This is a genomic window from Eubacterium ramulus (assembly GCF_045002895.1).
Classification (GTDB): domain Bacteria; phylum Bacillota; class Clostridia; order Lachnospirales; family Lachnospiraceae; genus Eubacterium_I; species Eubacterium_I ramulus.
This window is the reverse complement of sequence record NZ_CP173382.1, coordinates 1,852,636-1,874,412: the sequence shown is the minus strand read 5'-3', so window position 1 is coordinate 1,874,412 and position 21,777 is coordinate 1,852,636. Positions and strand designations below refer to the sequence as shown.

Below are 21,777 nucleotides of genomic sequence, written 5' to 3'. Positions count from 1 at the left end.
ATGTATATTTATACAACGATTGCGGCCCTGGTGGCCGGTTATGTGCTGGATCTGTGCATCGGAGATCCGCATGGTATGTGGCATCCCATCTGTTTTGTTGGGAATCTGATTTCATTTTTTGAGAAAAGACTGCGCAGGGGCAGAAGTGAAAGAGCAGATCTGGCAGGCGGTGTTTTGCTGGTGATTCTGGTGACCGGGATTTCCACGGCGATCCCTTTTGGAATTCTGTTCCTTTGTTATCGTCTCTGGTTCTGGCTGGGATTCGCAGTGGAAGTGTATATGTGTTATACGGTTCTGGCGACGAAATCGCTGAAGACAGAGAGTATGAAAGTGGCAGAGGCACTGGAACAGGAAGGTCTGGAAGCCGGACGGTATGCAGTGTCCATGATCGTAGGCAGAGATACGAAAGAACTGACGGAGACCGGTGTGGTAAAGGCTGCTGTTGAAACAGTGGCAGAGAATACATCGGATGGCATTCTGGCACCGATGTTTTATATGGTCATCGGTGGTCCGGTGCTGGGCTATTTTTATAAGGCTGTGAATACCATGGATTCTATGGTAGGATATAAAAATGACAAGTTTTTGTATTTTGGACGTGCAGCGGCAAAATTTGATGATGTGATGAATTTTCTGCCGTCCAGAATTTCAGGTATCCTGATGGTGCTGGCAGCACCGCTGGTAAAACTGGATGGAAAAAATGCCTGGAAAATTTTTAAACGTGACCGGCTGTGTCATGCCAGTCCGAATTCAGCACAGACGGAATCTGTCATGGCAGGGGCATTGCAGGTCCAGCTGGCGGGCGATGCCTGGTATTTTGGAAAAAAACATGAGAAACCAACCATCGGGGATCCGATCCGTCCGGTGGAGATTGCGGATATTGCCCGGGCAAACCGGCTGCTGTATGCGGCGAGTGCGCTTGGCATGATCGTATTCAATGGAATAAAAATAATCCTGCTGTTGTTGCTTCTGTAAAAAAGAAAAACAACACAGATGAAATAGAAAGAGGTGTGACCAATGCATAAGCATGGTGGAGATATTTACCGCAATCAGGGAGTGGTGGATTATTCTGCAAATATTAATTTCCGGGGGATGCCGGAGTCCGTCCGTCAGGCCGCAAAGGATGCTATTGATGCATCGGTCTGCTATCCGGATCCACAGTGTGAGAAACTGAAAGCGGCCATTGCAAAAAAAGAAAATGTTCCTGCAGAATGGATTTTCTGCGGAAATGGGGCAGCGGATGTGATTTTTTCTCTGATGCTGGCATTAAAGCCGCAAAAAGCACTGCTCCCGATTCCTTCTTTTTATGAGTACCGGCAGGCACTGGAGAGTGTGGGATGCCAGATAAGTGAGATCCTTTTAAAGGAAGATGAGGCATTCTGTCTTCAGAAGCGTTTTGTGAATGAAATTCCGATGGATACGGATATGGTATGCCTGTGCAATCCGAATAATCCCACCGGACAACTGATTGACCGGGAGGTACTGGAACAGGTGGCAGACTATTGTCAGAAAACAGACACCTGTCTGCTGCTGGATGAATGTTTTCATGATTTTCTGGAAGAGGGCAGTGTGCATACACTGCTGCCGCGGGTAAAAGAGAATCCGAAGCTGTTTGTGCTGCGGGCATTTACAAAAATGTATGGCATGGCCGGATTGCGGCTCGGGTATGGTATCTGCAGTGACACGGAGCTGATCCGTCGGATGGAACAGGTGACCCAGCCCTGGAATGTATCGGTTCCGGCTCAGGCTGCGGGAATCGCGGCTGCAAGAGAACAGGAATTTGTGGCGGTGAGCAGACAGATGATCACCGAACAGAAAAAACTACTGCTTGCAGGCCTGGAGGCAGCGGGGGCGAAAGTATACGGTTCGGCGGCAAACTATATTTTTTTCCGGGCAGCACCGGGATTTGATACACGGATGTATCGTGCCGGATTTATGGTACGCAACTGTGGCAATTATGATGGACTGACAGAAGGTTTTTACCGGATCGCAGTGCGGGGAGAAGCAGATAACCGGGCATTTTTGCAGGCATTGCAGGAATTGGAGCAGAGAGAGGGTTAACAGGATGGCAAAATCGATTATGGTACAGGGAACCATGTCAAATGCAGGCAAGAGCCTGCTGGCGGCAGGACTGTGCAGAATATTTAAGCAGGATGGGTATCGTGTGGCACCCTTTAAGTCACAGAATATGGCGCTGAATTCCTTTATTACCAGAGAAGGTTTGGAGATGGGACGCGCACAGGTCATGCAGGCGGAGGCGGCAGGAATCGAGCCATCCGTTCTCATGAATCCGATTTTATTAAAACCGACGAATGATACTGGTTCCCAGGTGATCGTCAATGGAGAGGTACTCTCTACCATGAGTGCACGGGACTATTTCAAATATAAAAAACAGCTGGTGCCGGATATTATGAAGGCGTATCATGCCCTGGAAGAACAGGCAGATATCATTGTGCTGGAGGGAGCTGGCTCCCCGGCGGAGATTAATCTGAAAAATGATGATATCGTCAATATGGGAATGGCAAAGATGGCGAATGCACCGGTACTTCTGGTAGGAGATATCGACCGTGGTGGTGTGTTTGCACAGCTGGCGGGCACGATGATGTTGCTGGAGGAAGAGGAAAAACGGCTGGTCAAAGGACTGGTGATCAATAAATTCCGGGGAGATAAGAGCATTCTGGATCCGGGAATCGAGATGCTGGAGCAGCTTTGCAGCAAGCCTGTGGTAGGTGTGGCACCGTACATGGACATTGATGTGGAAGATGAGGACAGCCTCAGTGAACGCATGAGTGATCATAAGGAGATTGGTCAGATTGATCTGGCAGTGATCCGGCTTCCACGGATTTCCAATTTTACGGATTTCAATATTTTTGAAAGTATTCCGGGTGTATCCGTGCGTTATATATCCCGTGCGGCACAGCTGGGCCATCCGGATCTCATTCTGATACCGGGTACCAAGAATACCATGCATGATCTGGCCTGGATGCGTCAGTCAGGTGTGGAAGCGTCTGTGCTCAAAGCACATGCTTCCGGCTGTCCGGTTTTCGGCATCTGCGGCGGTTATCAGATGCTTGGTGAATATCTGGAGGATCCGCACGGAGTGGAAGAAGGCGGCAGCATGCGTGGCATGGGACTGCTTCCGATGCGCACGGTTTTCACAGAAGAGAAAACGAGAACCCGGGTGGATGGAACTTTTAGCAGTGTGCATGGCATTTTACAGGCACTTTCCGGTGTGGCTTTTAGCGGATATGAAATTCACATGGGACAGAGTATCGGAAAAGAGGGTACAGATACATTGACGGAGATTCATGATACGAACCGGCAGCAGGGAGAACCTGCAGTTTGTGAGCGAAAATCTGAGGGTGCCATGGGAGAAAATGTCTATGGTACCTATGTCCATGGCATTTTTGATAGCATGGATGTGGTAAATGCGGTAGTGCGTGCACTGGCAGAGCGCAAGGGGATTGATCCGGAAGGACTGGCACAGATTGATTATGCGGCCTATAAGGAACAGCAATATGACAAGATGGCAGCGATCCTGCGCCAGTATCTGGATATGGAAGCAATCTACCGGATCGTGGAAGCAGGCGTATAAATCGATACAATGACAAATCGGATTGAAATAGATACAGGCAGGAGAGAAAAACATGGAGTTTGAACATGTAAAACCAATGGACATAGAGAAACGGAGTATGGAGATTATCGGACAGGAGCTGGCAGAGATGGGGATTTCCCTGCCGGCAGATAAGGCACATATTATAAAGAGAGTGATTCATACCAGTGCGGATTTCGATTATGCGCAGACACTGGCTTTTTCAGAGGATGCACTGGAGCGTGCCACAGATGCACTGAAACAGGGAGCCTCCATTATCACGGATACGAAAATGGCATGGTCCGGGATCAATAAGCGGGCGCTGGAGAATCTGGGTGGCCAGGCATATAATTTTATCTCAGATGAAGATGTGGCAGCAATCGCAAAAGAGAAAGGCTGTACGAGAGCAGCGGCAAGTATTGACAAGGCGGCAAATCTGAATGGACCGTTGATCTTCGCAGTGGGAAATGCACCGACAGCATTGATCCGGCTGCATGAACTGATCATAGAAGGAAAATTGAAACCGGCGCTGATCATCGGTGTTCCGGTAGGCTTTGTGAATGTGGTGCAGGCAAAAGAATTAATCATGGAAACGGATGTGCCTTATATCGTGGCACGGGGCCGGAAAGGCGGAAGCAATGTGGCAGCGGCCATCTGCAATGCCTTATTATATAATCTTGACAGTAGCAGAGGTGCAAAGAAACCATGAGAAAGATACAGATGATGGGAATTGATCACAGCAGGGCGACCGTTGCGGAACGTGAGCTGTTTTCACTGACAAAAGCAAAGCAGAAGGAATTGATGGAGGCAGTCATCCGGCAGCAGGGCGTGGGTGGCTGCGTGTTGCTGTCCACCTGTAACCGGACAGAGTTGTATGTATCCCTGCAAAAAGAAGAGGATATTGATCTGTACCGGATTTTCTGTCATATCCGGGAGATCCCGCAGACAGCGCAGGATGAACTGCAGCATTTGTTTTGCAGGCGGAGCGGGGAGGATGCAGTACGTCACCTCTTCTTGCTGACCGGAGGACTCAAATCCAGAATTATCGGGGAGGATCAGATTCTGACACAGGTGCGGGAAGCACTGGAATATGCAAGATTGTGTAATGTGGCAGATACCGTATTAAAGACGCTGTTTCGCATGGCAGTTACTGTTGGAAAGAAGATTAAGACCCAGGTAGCTATTCCGAGAGGGAATACATCAGCGATTGCGGCAGCTCTTGCACAGTTGGAACAGGAAGGGCATACCTTCGGGGGTACACAGTGTCTGGTGATTGGAAACGGCGAAATGGGCAGACTGACAGCCCGGGCCTTCCGGGAGCGGGGGCTTTTGTTACGGTAACGGTGCGACAGTATCGCAGCGGCCAGGTGCAGATACCGGAAGGATGTGCACGGATCCATTACGGAGAGCGTTATGAGAAAATACCTGAGTGCCGGTATGTAGTATCAGCAACGTCCAGTCCGAATCTGACACTGGAAAAAGAAAAAATACAGGAACTGAATCTGACAGGTGCACTGACGCTGATCGATCTGGCCGTTCCTCGGGATATTGATCCGTGTATCGGAAAACTTCCGCAGACGGAAGTCTATAACATCGATGATTTTCAGACCGGAACCGGCGTATCAGAGGAGCAGAGTGCTTCGATTGAAGCAGCAAAGGAACTGGTGGAAGAGGAAGTCGCAGAATTTGTATCCTGGTATGAGTGTAAAGATATGATTCCGGAGATACGGGAACTGGGAACGATGGCGGCACAGGATGTCAGCTGGCGGATGGGAAAAACCTTTCATGAGATGCAGTTTGCACCGGAAGTCTGTCATCAGCTGGCCGATGCGGTGGAGCAGACAGCTGCAAAAGTGTTCCAGAAGATGCTGTTTGGCGTGCGGGATCATGCAGACAGCGATGTGATGCGTGAGTGTCTGGATGCACTGGGACAGGTGTGGAAAAAGGAGTGATCCGATGGAAAAGGAGCAGAGATATTTTCCATTTTTTGTAGATATTTCGGAATATCGGGTGCTGGTGGTGGGTGCAGGTATCATTGCATTGCGCAGGACGTCTGCACTGCTGCGTTTTGGAACCAGGGTTACGGTGGTGGCACCGGATATCCGTGCAGAATTTCAGGCACTGCAGGCGCAGTATGGGCAGGAGTATGTCTGCCTGCAGCAGAAAAAATTTACACCGGGTATGACAACTGGCTATGATATTGTATTGGCCGCCACGGATAGTCCTGAGACAGATCATAGCATCTGGGAGGAGTGTAAAAAGCATGGTATCCGGGTCAGTGTGGCATCCGATCAGACGTTGTGTGATTTCCGGTTTCCGGCATTGATCGAGAAAGATAATATCGTTGTGGGTGTTACATCAAATGACAGTGATCACCGGAACGTACGGGAGATCAGTGCCAGAATCAGAGAAACACTGGGGACTGAGAACCGGAATATAGACAGAGCTGAAAAGCAGGACAGCAAAGAATCTGAATATCAGAGGAAAGAGATGTCAGCAGGCAGAACTGGCAGTGAAGAAAAAAATCAGTGAAGCAGGAGTCAGGAACATGAAAAACATTCGAGTAGGAAGCAGGGAGAGCCGTCTGGCTGTGGTACAAAGCGAGATGGTGATGGATTATATAAAAGAAAACTGTCCGGAATATACACCGGAACTTGTGACAATGAAAACGACCGGAGACAGGATCCTGGATCGGAATTTGGATCAGATCGGTGGAAAAGGGTTGTTTGTAAAGGAACTGGATGCGGCTTTGATGGATGGACGCAGTGATATGTCCGTGCACAGCCTGAAAGATATGCCGGCGCAGATTCCGGAGGAACTTCCATTGATCGGTTTTTCCAAACGGGAAGATCCAAGAGATGTTCTGGTACTGCCGGAGGGAGTCGCAGAACTTGATTTTTCAAAACCGGTGGGTTGTTCCAGCCGCCGAAGAATGCTGCAGTTTCAGGCCATGTATCCAGAGGCAACCTTTGCACCGATCCGGGGAAATGTGTATACACGGCTGGCAAAAGTAGATTCCGGTGAGTATGCGGCTACGATTCTGGCAGCAGCCGGACTGAAGCGGCTGGGGTTGGAGCAACGTATCAGCCGGTATTTTTCTGTGGAGGAAATGATCCCGGCAGCCGGCCAGGGCGTACTGGCACTGCAGGGCCGGGCAGGAGAAGACTACGGTTTTCTGCGTGGCTTCTGTTCTGAGGAAAGCCATGTGACATCTGTATGTGAACGTGCCTTTATCCGGGAACTGGACGGAGGCTGTTCCTCGCCTATTGCAGCGCATGCGGTGGTGAAAGGAGATACCGTAGTATTGCGGGGACTGTATTATGAAGAGTGCAGTGGAAAAGCAGAGACTGCGGTAGAGGAAGCACCGGTTTCCGAGGCGGAACATCTCGGTATCATGCTGGCCCGCAGACTGAAAGAATTATGTCAGAAACAGGAGGAAAAATAGATGAATCAGGGGAAAGTCTGGCTGGTAGGAGCCGGCCCGTCAGATGCGGAACTGCTGACGGTAAAAGCAAAACGCGTATTGGAACAGGCAGAAGTCGTGGTGTATGACCGGTTGGTGGGTGACAGCATTTTGCTGATGATGCCGGATACAGCAGAAAAAATTGATGCGGGAAAGCGTTCCGGCAATCATACGATGCCACAGGAGGAGATGAACCGGCTGTTACTGCGTAAGGCGCAGGAAGGAAAGCGGGTCGTGCGTTTAAAAGGCGGGGATCCGTTTCTTTTTGGCAGAGGTGGGGAGGAACTGACCCTTCTGGCAGAGCATGGGATTCCATATGAGGTGGTTCCGGGTGTGACATCTGCCATTGCAGTGCCGGCATATAACGGAATTCCGATTACTCATCGGGATTTTGCTTCCAGTGTACATATTATTACAGGACATAAAAAGAAAGACGAACCGCTGGAACTGGATTTTGCCACACTGGCAAAACTGGAGGGAACACTGGTATTCTTAATGGGAGTATCTGCCCTGGGGGATATCTGTGACGGACTGATGCATGCCGGAAAAGCAAAAGATACACCGGCGGCACTGCTGAGCCGGGGAACCACGTCACGTCAGGCAAGGCTGGTGAGCACACTGGAAAAACTGCCGGAGGAACTGCATGAACATCCGCTGATGACACCGGCTATCATTGTGATCGGAGAAGTGTGCGCACTGGCGGATCAGTTTGCATGGTATGAAAAGCTGCCATTGTCTGGCAAAAAGATCATTGTGACACGTCCGAGGGAACGTCAGGAAGAAATTTCACAGCGTCTGCGCAGCCTGGGTGCGGAAGTGCTGGAACTGCCGACGATTTCCATTGCACCATATCGGGCAGAGGAACTGCCGGAGCAGGGAGCTGCCCTGGAGGAGCTGGAGAGCTATCAGTATCTCGTATTTACATCACCTTCCGGAGTAGACTGCTTTTTTGCACTGCTGCGGGAAAAAAAGATGGATATCCGCCGGTTTTGTGCCGGAAAGATTGCGGTAATCGGAGCCGGCACAGCCAGCCGTCTGCAGAACTACGGACTGATGGCAGATCTGATGCCGGAGATTTATGATGCGGTGCATCTTGGAAAGTGTGTCGGAGCGGACTGCAAAGACGGTGACCGGATCCTGATTCCACGGGCAAGACTTGGTAGTCAGGCTCTGATCGGGGAAATTACGGCACAGAAAAAAGTTACGATTGCAGATTTGCCGATTTATGATACCATAGAGAAGGAATCACCGGTGGTGGAACTGCCGGATCTGACAAAAGAAGAAGCAATGATTGTATTTACCAGTGCTTCTACGGTACGTGGTTTCAGAAAAATGATGGCAGATGCGGACATCAGCCGTCTGCAGGCTGTCTGCATTGGTGCACAGACAAAAGAAGCAGCAGAAAAGGCTGGATTTACCAATGTCTGTGTGGCAGCAGAAGCGACTGTGGATGCCATTGTTTCAGTAATAGAAGAACAGTAGGACAGGAATGACAGACAGGCGAGCATGAGGAGGAAATAAAAGTGGAAATGATCAATCGTCCCCGCAGATTGCGGACAAGTGCAAATTTAAGAAAAATGGTTCGGGAGACCAGAATGGATAAATCTTCTCTGATCTATCCGATGTTTATTGTAGAAGGAACAAATATTAAGGAAGAGATTCCATCCATGATGGGACAGTACCGTTACAGTGTGGATCGTATGGAGGAAAAACTGGAGCAGTTGAGTAAAGCAGGGATCGGCGGTGTCATGCTTTTTGGAATCCCGGATCACAAGGATGAGCTGGGAAGCGGTGCGTATGCACAGGATGGTATTGTGCAGCAGGGCTTCCGCAAAGCAAAAGAACTGTTCCCGGATCTGTATATGATCGGTGATGTGTGCATGTGCGAGTATACGTCCCATGGTCACTGCGGTGTGCTCTGCGGTCATGATGTGGACAATGATAAGACATTGGAACTGTTGCAGAAGACGGCGCTGTCTCAGGTACAGGCGGGAGCAGATATGGTGGCACCTTCCGATATGATGGACGGCAGAGTCGGTGCAATCCGTGAGATTCTGGATAAAAACGGATATATCAATACACCGATCATGGCATATTCTGCAAAATTTGCTTCTGCATTTTACGGACCGTTCCGTGATGCAGCAGAGTCCGCACCGGCATTTGGCGACCGTAAGACGTATCAGATGGATTATCACAACCGCAGAGAAGCGTTAAAGGAAGTAGATCAGGATGTGCTGGAGGGAGCAGATATCGTTATGGTAAAACCGGCCATGGCTTATGGTGATCTGATCCGTGAAGTAAAGGATATGACGGATATTCCGGTGGCAGCGTACAGTGTCAGCGGAGAATATTCTATGGTAAAAACTACTGCAGCAGCAGGTTTCATCGATGAAACTTCCATTATGTGTGAGATGGCAGTATCTGCATTCCGCGCAGGCACCGATATTTATATTACCTATTTTGCAGAAGAACTTGCAAAATGCATGGATGAAGGGAGAATCGGATAATGGCAATCACAAAATCAGAAGCGCTTTTTAAAGAAGCCGTACAATATATTCCGGGTGGCGTTAATTCTCCGGTCCGTGCGTTCGGATCGATCGGATCCACACCGCGTTTTATCAAAAAAGCAGATAAAGCGCTGATGTGGGATGAGGATGATAACGAATACATTGATTTTATCGGATCCTGGGGACCGATGATCCTGGGACATAACCATCCGCTGGTGCTGGATGCAGTGCTGGAGTATGCAAAACGCGGATTAAGCTACGGTGCAGCGACATCTATTGAAGTAGATATGGCAAAGCTGGTCTGCAGTATGGTTCCATCTATTGATATGGTGCGTATGGTAAACTCCGGTACGGAGGCTGTGATGAGTGCCGTGCGTGTGGCTCGCGGATTTACACGCAGAGACAAAATCATCAAATTTAACGGTTGTTATCATGGACATTCCGATGCGTTGCTTGTAAAAGCCGGATCTGGTGTCATGACAGCAGGTGTTCCGGATTCTCTGGGCGTTCCGGCCGGCTGCACAGCGGATACTGTAACAGCAGATTATAACTCACTGGAGAGCGTGCAGGACTGTTTTGACCGGTATGGTGAGCAGATTGCGGCGATCATTGTGGAGCCGGTGGGAGCAAATATGGGTACGGTTCCACCAAAACCAGGATTTTTACAGGGATTGCGTGATATCTGTGACAAATATGGTTCACTGCTGATTTTTGACGAAGTAATTACAGGATTCCGTATGCAGGCAGACGGAGCACAGGGACATTTTGGTGTGACACCGGATCTGACCACTTTTGGAAAAATCATCGGTGCAGGTATGCCGGTAGGTGCTTACGGTGGCCGCAGGGAAATCATGGAAATGGTATCTCCGGTGGGAGCTGTGTATCAGGCAGGAACATTAAGCGGCAATCCGGTGGCGATGGCAGCAGGTATTGCACAGCTGACTTATTTAAAAGAACATCCAGAAGTATATACAAAATTAAATAAAACCGCCGATTCTTTCTTTGCAGAACTGCAGAAAATCGTGGATGAGAGCGGCAGAGGATATCAGGTAAACCATATCTGTTCTCTGGGAAGTATGTTCTGTACTACACAGGAAGTATATGATTATGAGACTGCCAAGACGTCAGATACAAAGGCATATGCGGATTATTGCAATTATATGCAGAATCATGGCATTTACCTGGCTCCGGCGCAGTTTGAGGCAATGTTTATCTCTGCGGCACATACGCAGGAACAACTGGCACAGACACTGGAGACAGCACGTAATTATTTTAAAAACAACTGATAAAACGGGATATCGTTTGGCATAGAGCGAAGTTTGGCAGATGAAGGAAGTCAGAGACGATGGCAGTACAGAAGAAGGTACAGAAAAGCACAACTAAGAAAAAGAAACGAAAAAATAGAAAGAAGCGGTATGATCTGTCCAGGGTCTGGATGGCATTGGGAACGCTGACCGTGATTCTTCTTGTGATTTTCGGTGTGGCACAGCATCAGAAGACGCAGAATGCGGCACAGCAGATGTCAGGACTTTCTGCCATTGATGGCAGCCGGCCGGATCTGGATGTGGAACTGCTGACAGTCAATCCGTACTCACGACCGGGGACGGCTCTGACACAGGTAAACGGTATCGTGATCCATTATACAGCCAATCCGGGAGCAACAGCGATCGCAAACCGGAACTACTTTGAAAATCTGAAAGATACACATACGACAAAAGCCAGTGCGCATTTTATCGTTGGTCTGGAAGGTGAAATCGTGCAGTGCATACCGACGGCGGAGATTGCCTATGCTTCTAATGACAGAAACAGTGATACCCTGTCTATTGAATGTTGTTACGAAAAGGATGACGGATCCTTTAACCGGGAGACCTATGAGTCCGTGATACGTCTGACAGCATGGCTGTGCAACAAATTCGGACTGACGTCAGAACAAGTGATCCGGCATTATGATGTGACCGGAAAACTCTGCCCGCTGTATTATGTGGAGCATGAGGATGCCTGGCAGCAGTTTAAGGCAGATGTGGATACAGCGATCCAGGCAGGAGAAAACAATACAGGAACACAAAACACGGGAGAAAATGGATGAGAGAACTTTATGAAAAAATAAAAAAAGGGACAGACCGCAGAGCAAGTCTGATTGCCCTGAAAAAAGAATTGAAAGATGAAGCAAAGAAAAAGGTGTTTCTCACCATGACCGGAAACCGTCTGGATGAAATTATGAAATGCCTGGTGGATGAAGACCCGAAGGTGCGGAAAAATGCGGCAGCTATTCTCGGCGAATTACATTGTCAGGATGCGTTGGATGTGCTGATGGATGCTTATGAGGAAGAGGACAAATTGTTTGTCCGGGAAGCTTATGTGCAGGCACTTTCTGCGATTGACTGCAGCGAGTATCTGCCTCAGCTGGAAGAGCGGCTGCAGGAACTGGCAGAATATGATGCTCCGGAAGAGGAAAAGAAGCATACCCAGGCAGAGCTGCATGCATTGCAGGAACTGATCCTTCAGAAAAAAGGCGTGAAAAAACATACGTTTAACGGATGGAACCGTTCCAGTGAAGTGTTGCTTTTAACATTGCCGGCATTTCGGGATCTGCTGGCAGAGCAAGTGACCGGGAAGAAAAAAATATTGAAATCCGGAGTCCGTACCATAGTATCTGATTTTGAAGATACGATGAAGATCCGTACGTTTCAGGAATTGCTTTTTGTCATTCATACACAGACAGAGAAACATGTCCTGTCTTCTGAACCGGAAACCCTGGCAGCGCAGCTGGCAGGTTCGGATCTGCTGCAGATCCTTGCAGAGACACATAAGGGAGAAGCACCGTTCTATTTTCGGATCGGTGTGTCCGGCGGAATGGCTCTTGAGGAGCGGAGCAGTTTTTCCAGACAGACAGCAGCAGCCATTGAGAAGGCTTTTGCACGAAAGCTGATCAATTCTACTTCCCACTATGAAGTTGAAATTCGTCTGCTGCAGAACCGTGAGGGTGGATTTGTACCGCTGCTTAAGCTGTATACTCTGCCGGATCACCGGTTTGACTACCGCAGATATTATGTGGCAGCCAGCATGAAACCAACTATGGCAGCAGGACTGCTGGCACTGGCAAAACCGTATCTGAAGGAGCATGCACAGATTCTGGATCCGTTCTGCGGTGTAGGAACATTACTGATCGAGCGCCGGTTTCTGGTGCCGGCACGAAATGCTTATGGCATTGACAGTTTCGGGGAGGCTGTTGAAAAAGCACGGGTGAACAGCAAAATTGCAGGAATGCAGATAAATTATATCAATCGTGATTATTTTGATTTTGTGCATGACTATAAATTTGACGAGATCGTCACAGATCTTCCGGCTGGCAATCTGACAAAACCGGAACTGGATGTGTTGTACCGCAGATTTTTTGAAAAATCCGATGAGGTACTGACAGAGGATGGCCGCATGATCTTTTTCTCCAGAGAGATGGGGCTGGTGAAAAAGCAGCTGCGTCTGCATCCACAGTTCCGTCTGGCGCAGGAATTCTGCATTCAGGAGAAAAACGGAAGTTATTTATTTATTGTTGAAAAACGTCAGTAAAAATGTCGGAAGTGTGATGCCCCATTTTTACAGATGGTAGCGGACACAAATCGCTATTAGTATCAGTCAGAGGGAAGAAGACAGGAGAAACGCATGCTTCAGAATTCATTTCAGGAACAGTTGGAAGATTGTCCGGTGATCGCAGCGGCAAGAGACAGGGAGGGACTGGCACGCTGCTGTCAGTCCGAGAGTAGCATCGTATTTATTTTATTCGGAGATGTCTGCACCATTTCAGAAATCGTAGATCGTGTTAAATCCGCAGGGAAACTTGCATTTGTACACATGGATCTGGTGAACGGACTTTCCAGTCGTGAGATCAGTGTGGATTATATTCGAAAAGAAACAAATGCGGATGGAATCATTTCCACAAAACAGCCACAGATCCGCCGTGGAAAAGAACTTGGGCTATACACCGTGCACCGTTTTTTTGTTATTGATTCCGCAGCCTATGAGAATGTGGAAAAATGTACAAAAGCGATTCGTCCGGATTGTGTGGAACTGATGCCCGGTGTTATGCCAAAGGTTATCCGCCAGATGGCAGAAACACTGTCCGTTCCGGTGATTGCAGGCGGTCTGATTTCCGATAAAGAGGATATTATTGCTGCATTGGATGCAGGTGCGGCGTCGATTTCAACGACGAAAGAAGAACTGTGGTTTCTGTGATTTACAGAAGAAAAAAATGTGATTAAGTTGAGGAAAAGAATTACGGAGGTAGCGCAAACATGTATGATTGTATTATTATCGGAACCGGTCCGGCAGGCTTATCTGCAGCATTGAACCTGAAAACTTACAAAAAAAGTTTTGTATGGTTCGGTTCCAAAAATCTGAGTGATAAAGTGCAGAAAGCAGAAAAAATTACAAATTATCCGGGATTTCCGGAGCTGACCGGACAGGAATTGTTTTCTCATTTTACAGATCACATACAGAGCGCCGGTCTGGATATTACAGAAAAGACAGTGACAAATGTTATGTCAGTCGGAACGTATTACATGGTACTGGCAGACAATGAAGTCTACGAGGCAAAAACACTGATCCTTGCCATGGGTGTGATGACAGCAAAACTGCTGAAGGGTGAAGACGAGTTACTCGGCAGGGGTGTCAGTTATTGCGCTACCTGCGATGGTATGTTCTACAAGGATAAGGAAATCGCAGTACTGTGTAATGATCCAAAATATGAGCATGAAGTAGAATATCTGGCAGATCTGGCAGCAAAGGTAACTTATTTTCCAATGTTTTCAGACAGTCAGATAAAAAAAGAGAATGTTACGATTTCGAAAGACTTTCCGTTGGAAATAAAGGGCAGTGACCGGGTAACCGGTCTCGTGTTAAAAAGCGGAAAGGTGTTGGAGCTTGACGGCATTTTCTGTCTGCGCAATGCCATTGCGCCCTCCAAACTCGTTTCCGGATTAGAGATTGAGAATGGACATATCAAAGTGGATCGCACCCAGAAAACAAATCTGCCCGGCTGTTTTGCAGCGGGAGACTGCACCGGTCGTCCGTATCAGTATACAAAAGCAGTGGGAGAAGGAAATGTGGCAGCACATAGCTGTATCAGTTATCTCACAGAATAGCTTCTATGCAAGACAAAAGCGTCGTAGCAATACGGCGCTTTTTAGATTATGAATGAGGTGCATTGACAGGAGATTAGATGAAAATGAATATTCACAAAGATAAAATGCTATGGTATAATACAAGGTACTGTATTGGGGCTTCTTATGAAAGAAGCTGAAATATGGGAAAAGATTTAAAAAGAAAAGAATTTGACAAGGGTATCATTCAGTTCATATTACCGAGGAAGAAAAGAAAAAAATGGAATTGGTAGCAGGAAGCACTTGTGGCAATGTAATGGCCCACGAAATGGCCCACTTGCAAAAATAAGTATGCTGAAATCCCTTGAAATCAAAGGATTTATAGGAGGAAATAGAGAAAATGAAATTAGGAATCGTGGGACTGCCAAACGTAGGAAAAAGTACCCTGTTCAATTCACTGACAAAAGCCGGTGCTGAGTCAGCAAACTATCCGTTTTGTACCATTGACCCGAATGTGGGTGTCGTAGCAGTACCGGATGAGCGCTTGAAATTACTGGGAGATATGTATCATTCCAAGAAAGTGACACCGGCTGTTATTGAGTTTGTAGATATTGCAGGTCTGGTAAAAGGAGCCAGCAAAGGTGAGGGACTCGGAAACCAGTTTCTGGCAAACATCCGTGAAGTAGATGCAATTGTACATGTGGTACGTTGCTTTGAGGATCCAAATGTTGTTCATGTAGATGGAAGTGTAGATCCGGCCCGTGATATTGAGACCATCAATCTGGAGCTGATCTTTTCTGATATCGAAATTCTGGAGCGCCGTATCGCCAAAACAAGCAAAGGTGCCAGAATGGATAAGAAACTGGCAAAAGAGCTGGAATTGTTAGAGAAGATCAAAGCACATCTGGAGGATGGTCAGCTGGCAAAAACCTTTGAGGTAGGCGATGATGAAGATGATCAGGAATGGTTTGCTTCTTACAATCTGCTGACTGCAAAACCGGTGATTTATGCTGCCAACGTATCCGAGGATGATCTGGCTGATGACGGCGCAAACAATCCGCATGTGGCAAATGTACGCAAACTGGCTGCAGAGGAAGGCTCTGAAGTATTTGTTATCTGTGCACAGATTGAGCAGGAGATCGCGGAACTGGATGATGATGAGAAAGCAATGTTCCTGGAAGATCTGGGACTGAAACAGTCCGGTCTGGAGAAACTGATCAAGGCAAGTTACAGCTTACTTGGTCTGCTGAGTTATTTGACTGCAGGTGAGGATGAGACACGAGCATGGACCATCAAAAAAGGAACCAAAGCTCCGCAGGCAGCCGGAAAGATCCATACTGATTTTGAGCGTGGATTCATCCGTGCCGAGGTTGTAAACTACAAAGATCTCCTGGAGTGCGGCTCACTGGCTGCAGCCCGTGAAAAAGGTCTGGTAGGACTGGAAGGAAAAGAATATGTGGTACAGGACGGCGATGTGATCCTGTTCCGTTTCAATGTATAAAACGATTGAAGCAGGATGCCTATTGGCTTTAAACAATGGGTAGTTCACAAGAGAATAAGCGTATATAAAAAAATAATCTGATGCATCAGCAGCATAGCTGCATAAAACAGTATCATATGCACGTTCCTGGCAACTGTGAATAAGATAAAAGAACAAAAAAATCCGGGAAGTGCAGGATGCGTTTATGTGAATTTTCAAAAAAAGAGGTTATCAATGTCTCTGACTGCAAATGTCTGGGATGTGTCTGTGATCTGAAATTTGACGAATGCAGTGGACAGATATGTGCGATGATCATAAAGGGACCTCCGAAGTGGTTTCATCTGGTAGGCTGTGACACGGAATATGTCATAGACTGGAAAAAAATTGTTCGGATCGGACCGGATGTAATACTGGTAGACATTTGTGCAGAAAAATGTCTGCGTAAACTTTAAGCAATTTTATAAATACGGAGGAAAAGAGCGATGAAATGCCCTTATTGCAGCAGCGATAATACAAGAGTCATTGATTCCAGACCGGCAGATGATAATTATTCCATCCGCCGGAGAAGACTTTGTGATGATTGTGCAAAGAGATTTACGACTTATGAGAAGGTGGAGACTATTCCGCTGATCATTATAAAAAAAGACAATACCAGAGAACAGTATAACCGTTCAAAAATCGAGGATGGTGTACTGCGCGCCTGCCACAAACGCCCGGTGTCCGTTAACCAGATCAATCAGCTTATTGATGAGGTGGAGACTGAAATCTTCAATATGGAAGAAAAAGAAATCCCAAGCAGTGTCATCGGGGAATTGGTGATGGATAAGCTCAAGGATCTGGAAGCAGTGGCATATGTGAGATTTGCATCGGTTTACAGGGAGTTCAAAGATGTAAATTCGTTCGTGGAAGAACTGAAAAAAGTGTTGGATAAATAAAATTCATGAGGTTAGAATTGTGGAGTACGAAACAATTCGTATGGCATCTTTTAACCCAAACATCAATTTATGCATGTAATACGGAGGTGGTTTATGTTTCAAAAATTTTATCCGGATCTGTATGTATCCTCTACATATGAGATTGATTTTGACCGGTTGTACCGGTCCGGATACCGGGGATTGATTTTTGATATTGATAATACATTGGTAACACATGGAGCACCTGCAAATGATCAGGCGAAACAGCTTTTTGCACATCTGCATGAGATTGGATTTGCCACCTGCCTGATTTCTAATAATCAGGAGCCGCGGGTAAAACCATTTGCGGATGCTGTGCATTCTCTGTATATTTATGATGCGCATAAGCCATCAACAAAAAATTATGAGAAAGCTATGGAGCAGATGCATACGGAGAAGGGCAATACGATTTTTATCGGAGATCAGATGTTTACCGATGTGTTTGGTGCCAATCGGACAGGAATTCCATCCATAATGGTAAAGAAAATCCACTGGAAGGAAGAAATTCAGATTGTTTTAAAACGGCGGTTGGAAGCCATTGTGCTGATCGGTTACCGCAGATACAGAAAGACACATAAAAGTATATTAGAGTGAGAAATGATTGTCACGGACATAAACAGTGAATATGAAAATGATATCGGTGACAGGAATCAATCCTAGGATAAATGAAAAAACGGAGGGAAGAACAATGAAACTTGTAATTGGTAATGACCATGCAGCAGTAGAACTGAAAAATGAGATCAAGGCATATCTGGAAGAGAAAGGTCATGAGGTGATCAATATCGGTACAGATACACATGACAGCTGTAATTATCCGGAGTACGGCGAGAAAGCCGGACGTATGGTAGCAGCAGGTGAAGCGGACGGTGGTGTGCTGATCTGTGGAACCGGTGTCGGTATCTCCATCGCTGCAAACAAAGTAAAAGGGGTACGTGCGGCAGTATGTTCTGAGCCGGTAACAGCCCGTCTCGTAAAAGAACATAACAACGCAAATATCATTGCTTTCGGTGCCAGAATTGTAGGCAGTGAGACTGCAAAAGCAATTGTGGATGCATGGCTGGATGCCAAATTCCAGGGTGGCCGTCATCAGACACGTATCGATATGATCCATAAAATTGAGGAATAGTCTATAAAAAGGTTGAAAAATCACGGTTTTTCATATAGAATAGATAGAAGTAATAATTACCATATATTTGTGGTAATAGAAGAAAAGACCGAGAGTCTTAACATACAAGGAGGATTTTTGAATGGCAAACGCAGGAAAGGTAATCGGAAAAGGTGTTACAATCGAGCTGGAAGGCAATGTATACAGAGTAGATGATTTCCAGCACGTAAAACCTGGAAAAGGCGCAGCTTTTATCAGAACAAGATTAAAAAATATTAAAACCGGTGGTGTTGTAGAGAAAACATTCCGTCCGACAGAGGATGTAGAGACAGCACACGTTGACAGATCTGAGAAACAGTATCTGTACAATGACGGTGATTTATATTACTTCATGGATACAGAGACATATGATCAGATCGCTCTGAGTGCAGATGCAATCGGTGATGCTCTGAAATTCGTAAAAGAGAACGAGGCAGTTACAATGCTTGCTCACAACGGAGATATCTTCGCAGTTGAGCCGCCGATGTTCGTTGAACTTGTTATCACAGAGACAGAGCCAGGTTTCAAAGGCGATACAGCAACAGGTGCTACAAAACCGGCAACTGTTGAGACAGGTGCTACTGTGTACGTTCCGTTATTCGTAAATGAGGGAGACGTAATCAAGATTGATACAAGAACAGGCGAGTACTTATCACGAGTATAAAAAATAGTGAGCAGAGCGAACTATTTTTTATGAGCAAGTAACGAAGTGGATTGCGAATATCCGCTGTTACAGGAAGTGAGCAGAGCGAACTATTTTTTAAATGACGGAGTGGATTGTAAATATCCGCTCCGTTTTCTGTTTGACGAGGATTAAGGAGGATGTATGAAATACGATTTTGACAAAATAGTAGACCGTCATGGAACGGACTGTTATAAATGGGATATGATTGCAAAAAGAAAATTACCGGCGGATACGTTACCACTCTGGGTGGCAGATATGGATTTTGAGACGGTTCCGGAAGTGAAAGAACGGTTAAAAGAAGTGGCAGATCGTGGTATATACGGTTATTCCATGCTGGGTGACGGCTATTATCATGCATTGAAAAACTGGTTTTCTGAGCGGTTTGGATGGCAGGTGGAAAAAGACTGGGTGATCGTCACTCCGGGTGTGGTATTTGCGCTGGCAGCAGCAGTCCGTGCTTACACAAAAGAGGGGGACAGCGTTATGATCCAGCGCCCGGTTTATCATCCATTTACCAATGTGGTAAAAGAAAACGGACGAAAACTGGTGAATAATCCACTGGTTATGGAAAACGGAAAATATCACATGGATTATGAAGATATGGAGCGCAAGATCACAGAAGAACAGGTAAAACTGTTTCTGCTTTGCAGCCCGCATAACCCGGTGTCCCGTGTCTGGACAAAAGAAGAACTGTGTCAGGCTGCCGAAATCTGTAAAAAGCATGGTGTCATCATGATCGTGGATGAGATTCACTGTGATTTTGTATATGAGGGATATCATCACACCAGTTTTGGTACACTGAGTGAATATGCAGACAATGCAGTGATCTGTACGGCACCGAGTAAGACATTTAATTTGGCAGAACTGCAGCTGTCCAATATTATGATCCCGAATCCGGAACTGAGAAAGACCTTCCAGGCAGAGATGGACAAAGTATTTTACTCCGATGCAAACCTGTTCGGACAGGTATCCTGCCAGGCAGCATATGAATATGGTGCACAGTGGCTGGATGAATTACGTGTATATCTGCAGGGAAACATTACATACATCCGTGATTATCTGGCAGAGCATCTGCCCAAAGTCCATCTCATCGAGCCGGAGGGAACCTATCTGCTTTGGGCGGATTTTCGGGAATATGGACTGTCTGCGGAAGCACTGAATGCGAAAATCCTGAAAGATGCAAGAATCTGGTTTAATGAGGGCTCTATGTTCGGACCGGAGGGTGCAGGGTTTATGCGGATCAATATTGCAAGTCCCCGCAGTATGATCGTGGAAGCGATGGAACGTCTGGGAGAAGTCTTCGGAGAATGAACGCAGAATAAGCATTCCCCCGCTTCAAGTGCGTAGAGCACTAAGCGGTGGATACGGGGGATGCTTATGTCAGTGGGAGTTAAAAGCTCCCACTGACAGGTCGCAAAGCGACTGCGTTCATGAGCAAGTAGCGAAAGCGGATTGCGAATGTCCGCTTTACCGAAAAATATGCGTTCAGCTTCACTTCTCAGGTACATATTCAGGTGCATGATGCAGACAGAAAAATGCGAGCGCACAGATCAGAATCTGGCTGGCCAGCATGCCCCAGAGGTAAGCACTCAGTCCAATGCGGGGGATTCCTGCGAAAACAAATATAATGCGGATGGCGGCACCAGCCAGGTTGATCAGCATGGTGAGGGTAGCCTTGCCAAGTCCGTGCAAAATGCTGCACAGTGTGCTTGCGAGGAATAAAAACGGACAGATCCAGCTCAGGGTGCGCACATAAATACCTGCCAGTGTGTTGTGAAACAGATGGATGCCGATCCAGTTTCCGCACAGCAGAAATCCGGAGGTACACACAAGACCGAGAATGACACACAGCTGTGTGGTTCTCCGGATGGCTTTTTGCACCAGGTTATACTGTTTCCGGCTATTCGCTTCTGCGATGGCCGGAAGCAGCATAACAGACAGGGAATTACTTAGCACGCACGGAAACATAATGGTGGAAAAAACCATGCCGGTCAGGATACCATAGACGCTCAGGGCATCACTGTTTGCATAACCAAAATCCCGGAGTTTGATCGGGATCAGCAGTGCTTCCGCACTCTGACATAAACTTAACAAAATACGGCTGCAGGTGAGAGGAACTGCCATAGAGCACAGATCCTTTGCAATTTTTGTCAGCCGGATAGAAGAAGGCGGTACCGATGGATTTGGTACTGTCTTTTTATTTTCCGTGCGTTCTGAAAAAAAGCAGACCATGGTGACGGAGTAAAGAGAGGAAGCAAGTTCGCCAAACAGAATGCCCCAGACTGCAATCTGTGGTGTCACAAGCTGTCCCCGCTGCATCTGGATGTCAGCCACGAGCCAGACGCCTGCGACACGGATGACCTGTTCCAGAATCTGTGAAATAGCCGGGATGACGGCTTTTTTTCGACCATAATAGTAGCCGTTGATGCAGGCGTGGATACAGGCGAAAGGCAGGGAAAGGGTCATGATGCGGAGCAGCGGGACTGTCCGGACATCTTCCAGCAGGGAAAGCCCGATCTGCGGAGCGTAGTGCCATATGATCCAGACACAGCTGGCAGATAGCAACAGGGAACCAGACAGTCCGACACTCAGATAGGCTCTGGCCTGGCGTTTCTGTCTGCATTGGGCACAGTAACGGGAGATCGCAGTCTGGATTCCGGCGGCTGATACAGAGATGATCAGGGCAAATACCGGAAATATCAGCTGGTAAATTCCAAGTCCTTCTGCACCGATTCTGCGGGAAAGGAATATTTTATAATAAAAACCGATGATCCTGCTTAAAATTCCGGTCAGTGTCAGCAGCAGCGTACCGGATATAAAGTTCTGTTTCATGGGATTTGCATATGATTTCATTGGAAAG

23 protein-coding genes are annotated in these 21,777 nt (G+C 47.1%); 22 read left to right on the top strand and 1 reads right to left on the bottom strand.

What is annotated here, in order from left to right:
* From cbiB to ACIRUQ_RS08840, 22 genes are all read left to right on the top strand, one after another.
* Entirely contained in the window at positions 1-972 is a 972-nt protein-coding gene (gene cbiB, locus ACIRUQ_RS08945; protein ID WP_021738220.1) for an adenosylcobinamide-phosphate synthase CbiB, read from the top strand.
* A 42-nt stretch (positions 973-1,014) separates the two neighbouring features.
* Positions 1,015-2,058 carry a histidinol-phosphate transaminase gene (locus ACIRUQ_RS08940; protein WP_055289479.1) on the top strand — a complete coding sequence of 348 codons (1,044 nt, stop codon included), beginning with the start codon at positions 1,015-1,017 and terminating at the stop codon, positions 2,056-2,058.
* 4 nt (positions 2,059-2,062) lie between these two features.
* Complete coding sequence (locus tag ACIRUQ_RS08935; protein WP_055289481.1) at positions 2,063-3,592, top strand: cobyric acid synthase; 1,530 nt, start codon at positions 2,063-2,065, stop codon at positions 3,590-3,592.
* 52 nt (positions 3,593-3,644) lie between these two features.
* Positions 3,645-4,298, top strand: a complete 654-nt coding sequence (locus ACIRUQ_RS08930) for a precorrin-8X methylmutase (RefSeq protein WP_055289483.1) — start codon at positions 3,645-3,647, stop codon at positions 4,296-4,298.
* On the top strand, positions 4,295-4,930 hold the full coding sequence (locus tag ACIRUQ_RS08925) for a hypothetical protein (protein WP_404856481.1): 636 nt from the start codon (positions 4,295-4,297) through the stop codon (positions 4,928-4,930). The genes ACIRUQ_RS08930 and ACIRUQ_RS08925 overlap by 4 nt, the downstream gene beginning before the upstream one ends.
* A complete protein-coding gene (locus tag ACIRUQ_RS08920; RefSeq protein WP_404856480.1) occupies positions 4,852-5,541 on the top strand; it encodes a hypothetical protein in 690 nt (229 codons plus the stop codon). The genes ACIRUQ_RS08925 and ACIRUQ_RS08920 overlap by 79 nt, the downstream gene beginning before the upstream one ends.
* A gap of 4 nt (positions 5,542-5,545) precedes the next feature.
* Positions 5,546-6,121, top strand: coding sequence for a bifunctional precorrin-2 dehydrogenase/sirohydrochlorin ferrochelatase (locus ACIRUQ_RS08915; protein ID WP_055289487.1), 576 nt, complete (start codon positions 5,546-5,548; stop codon positions 6,119-6,121).
* A gap of 16 nt (positions 6,122-6,137) precedes the next feature.
* Positions 6,138-7,034, top strand: a complete 897-nt coding sequence (gene hemC, locus ACIRUQ_RS08910; protein ID WP_044962783.1) for a hydroxymethylbilane synthase — start codon at positions 6,138-6,140, stop codon at positions 7,032-7,034.
* Entirely contained in the window at positions 7,035-8,534 is a 1,500-nt protein-coding gene (gene cobA / locus ACIRUQ_RS08905) for a uroporphyrinogen-III C-methyltransferase (RefSeq protein WP_055289489.1), read from the top strand. It abuts the gene before it with no gap.
* Between the two features lie 47 nt (positions 8,535-8,581).
* Positions 8,582-9,559 (top strand): porphobilinogen synthase, encoded by a 978-nt coding sequence (gene hemB / locus ACIRUQ_RS08900; RefSeq protein ID WP_055289612.1) that lies wholly within the window; start codon positions 8,582-8,584, stop codon positions 9,557-9,559.
* Entirely contained in the window at positions 9,559-10,845 is a 1,287-nt protein-coding gene (gene hemL, locus ACIRUQ_RS08895) for a glutamate-1-semialdehyde 2,1-aminomutase (RefSeq protein WP_252261317.1), read from the top strand. The genes hemB and hemL overlap by 1 nt, the downstream gene beginning before the upstream one ends.
* Positions 10,846-10,904: 59 nt before the next feature.
* Entirely contained in the window at positions 10,905-11,645 is a 741-nt protein-coding gene (locus tag ACIRUQ_RS08890; RefSeq protein ID WP_055289491.1) for an N-acetylmuramoyl-L-alanine amidase family protein, read from the top strand.
* Positions 11,642-13,126 (top strand): HEAT repeat domain-containing protein, encoded by a 1,485-nt coding sequence (locus ACIRUQ_RS08885; protein ID WP_055289493.1) that lies wholly within the window; start codon positions 11,642-11,644, stop codon positions 13,124-13,126. Before ACIRUQ_RS08890 ends, ACIRUQ_RS08885 begins: the two co-directional genes overlap by 4 nt.
* Positions 13,127-13,219: 93 nt before the next feature.
* Positions 13,220-13,789: a glycerol-3-phosphate responsive antiterminator gene (locus ACIRUQ_RS08880; RefSeq protein ID WP_055289495.1), complete on the top strand. Its 570-nt coding sequence runs from the start codon at positions 13,220-13,222 to the stop codon at positions 13,787-13,789.
* A 59-nt stretch (positions 13,790-13,848) separates the two neighbouring features.
* The gene (locus ACIRUQ_RS08875; protein ID WP_022034953.1) at positions 13,849-14,697 is read left to right on the top strand and encodes an NAD(P)/FAD-dependent oxidoreductase; all 849 of its coding nucleotides are present in this window, start codon (positions 13,849-13,851) and stop codon (positions 14,695-14,697) included.
* A 358-nt stretch (positions 14,698-15,055) separates the two neighbouring features.
* Positions 15,056-16,156, top strand: a complete 1,101-nt coding sequence (gene ychF / locus ACIRUQ_RS08870; protein WP_021738234.1) for a redox-regulated ATPase YchF — start codon at positions 15,056-15,058, stop codon at positions 16,154-16,156.
* Between the two features lie 176 nt (positions 16,157-16,332).
* Entirely contained in the window at positions 16,333-16,587 is a 255-nt protein-coding gene (locus ACIRUQ_RS08865; RefSeq protein WP_021738235.1) for a YlmC/YmxH family sporulation protein, read from the top strand.
* A gap of 30 nt (positions 16,588-16,617) precedes the next feature.
* Entirely contained in the window at positions 16,618-17,070 is a 453-nt protein-coding gene (gene nrdR, locus ACIRUQ_RS08860) for a transcriptional regulator NrdR (RefSeq protein WP_021738236.1), read from the top strand.
* A 93-nt stretch (positions 17,071-17,163) separates the two neighbouring features.
* Positions 17,164-17,682, top strand: coding sequence for a YqeG family HAD IIIA-type phosphatase (locus ACIRUQ_RS08855; protein WP_022034952.1), 519 nt, complete (start codon positions 17,164-17,166; stop codon positions 17,680-17,682).
* 94 nt (positions 17,683-17,776) lie between these two features.
* The gene (gene rpiB, locus ACIRUQ_RS08850; protein WP_022034951.1) at positions 17,777-18,214 is read left to right on the top strand and encodes a ribose 5-phosphate isomerase B; all 438 of its coding nucleotides are present in this window, start codon (positions 17,777-17,779) and stop codon (positions 18,212-18,214) included.
* A gap of 121 nt (positions 18,215-18,335) precedes the next feature.
* Positions 18,336-18,896, top strand: coding sequence for an elongation factor P (gene efp, locus ACIRUQ_RS08845; protein WP_021738239.1), 561 nt, complete (start codon positions 18,336-18,338; stop codon positions 18,894-18,896).
* Between the two features lie 162 nt (positions 18,897-19,058).
* Positions 19,059-20,228, top strand: coding sequence for a MalY/PatB family protein (locus ACIRUQ_RS08840; protein WP_022034950.1), 1,170 nt, complete (start codon positions 19,059-19,061; stop codon positions 20,226-20,228).
* Positions 20,229-20,408: 180 nt separating this feature from the next.
* On the opposite strand, the gene ACIRUQ_RS08835 is transcribed toward ACIRUQ_RS08840, so the two are convergent.
* Entirely contained in the window at positions 20,409-21,770 is a 1,362-nt protein-coding gene (locus ACIRUQ_RS08835) for a polysaccharide biosynthesis protein (RefSeq protein WP_055289497.1), read from the bottom strand.
* Between the last annotated feature and the right edge of the window lie 7 nt (positions 21,771-21,777).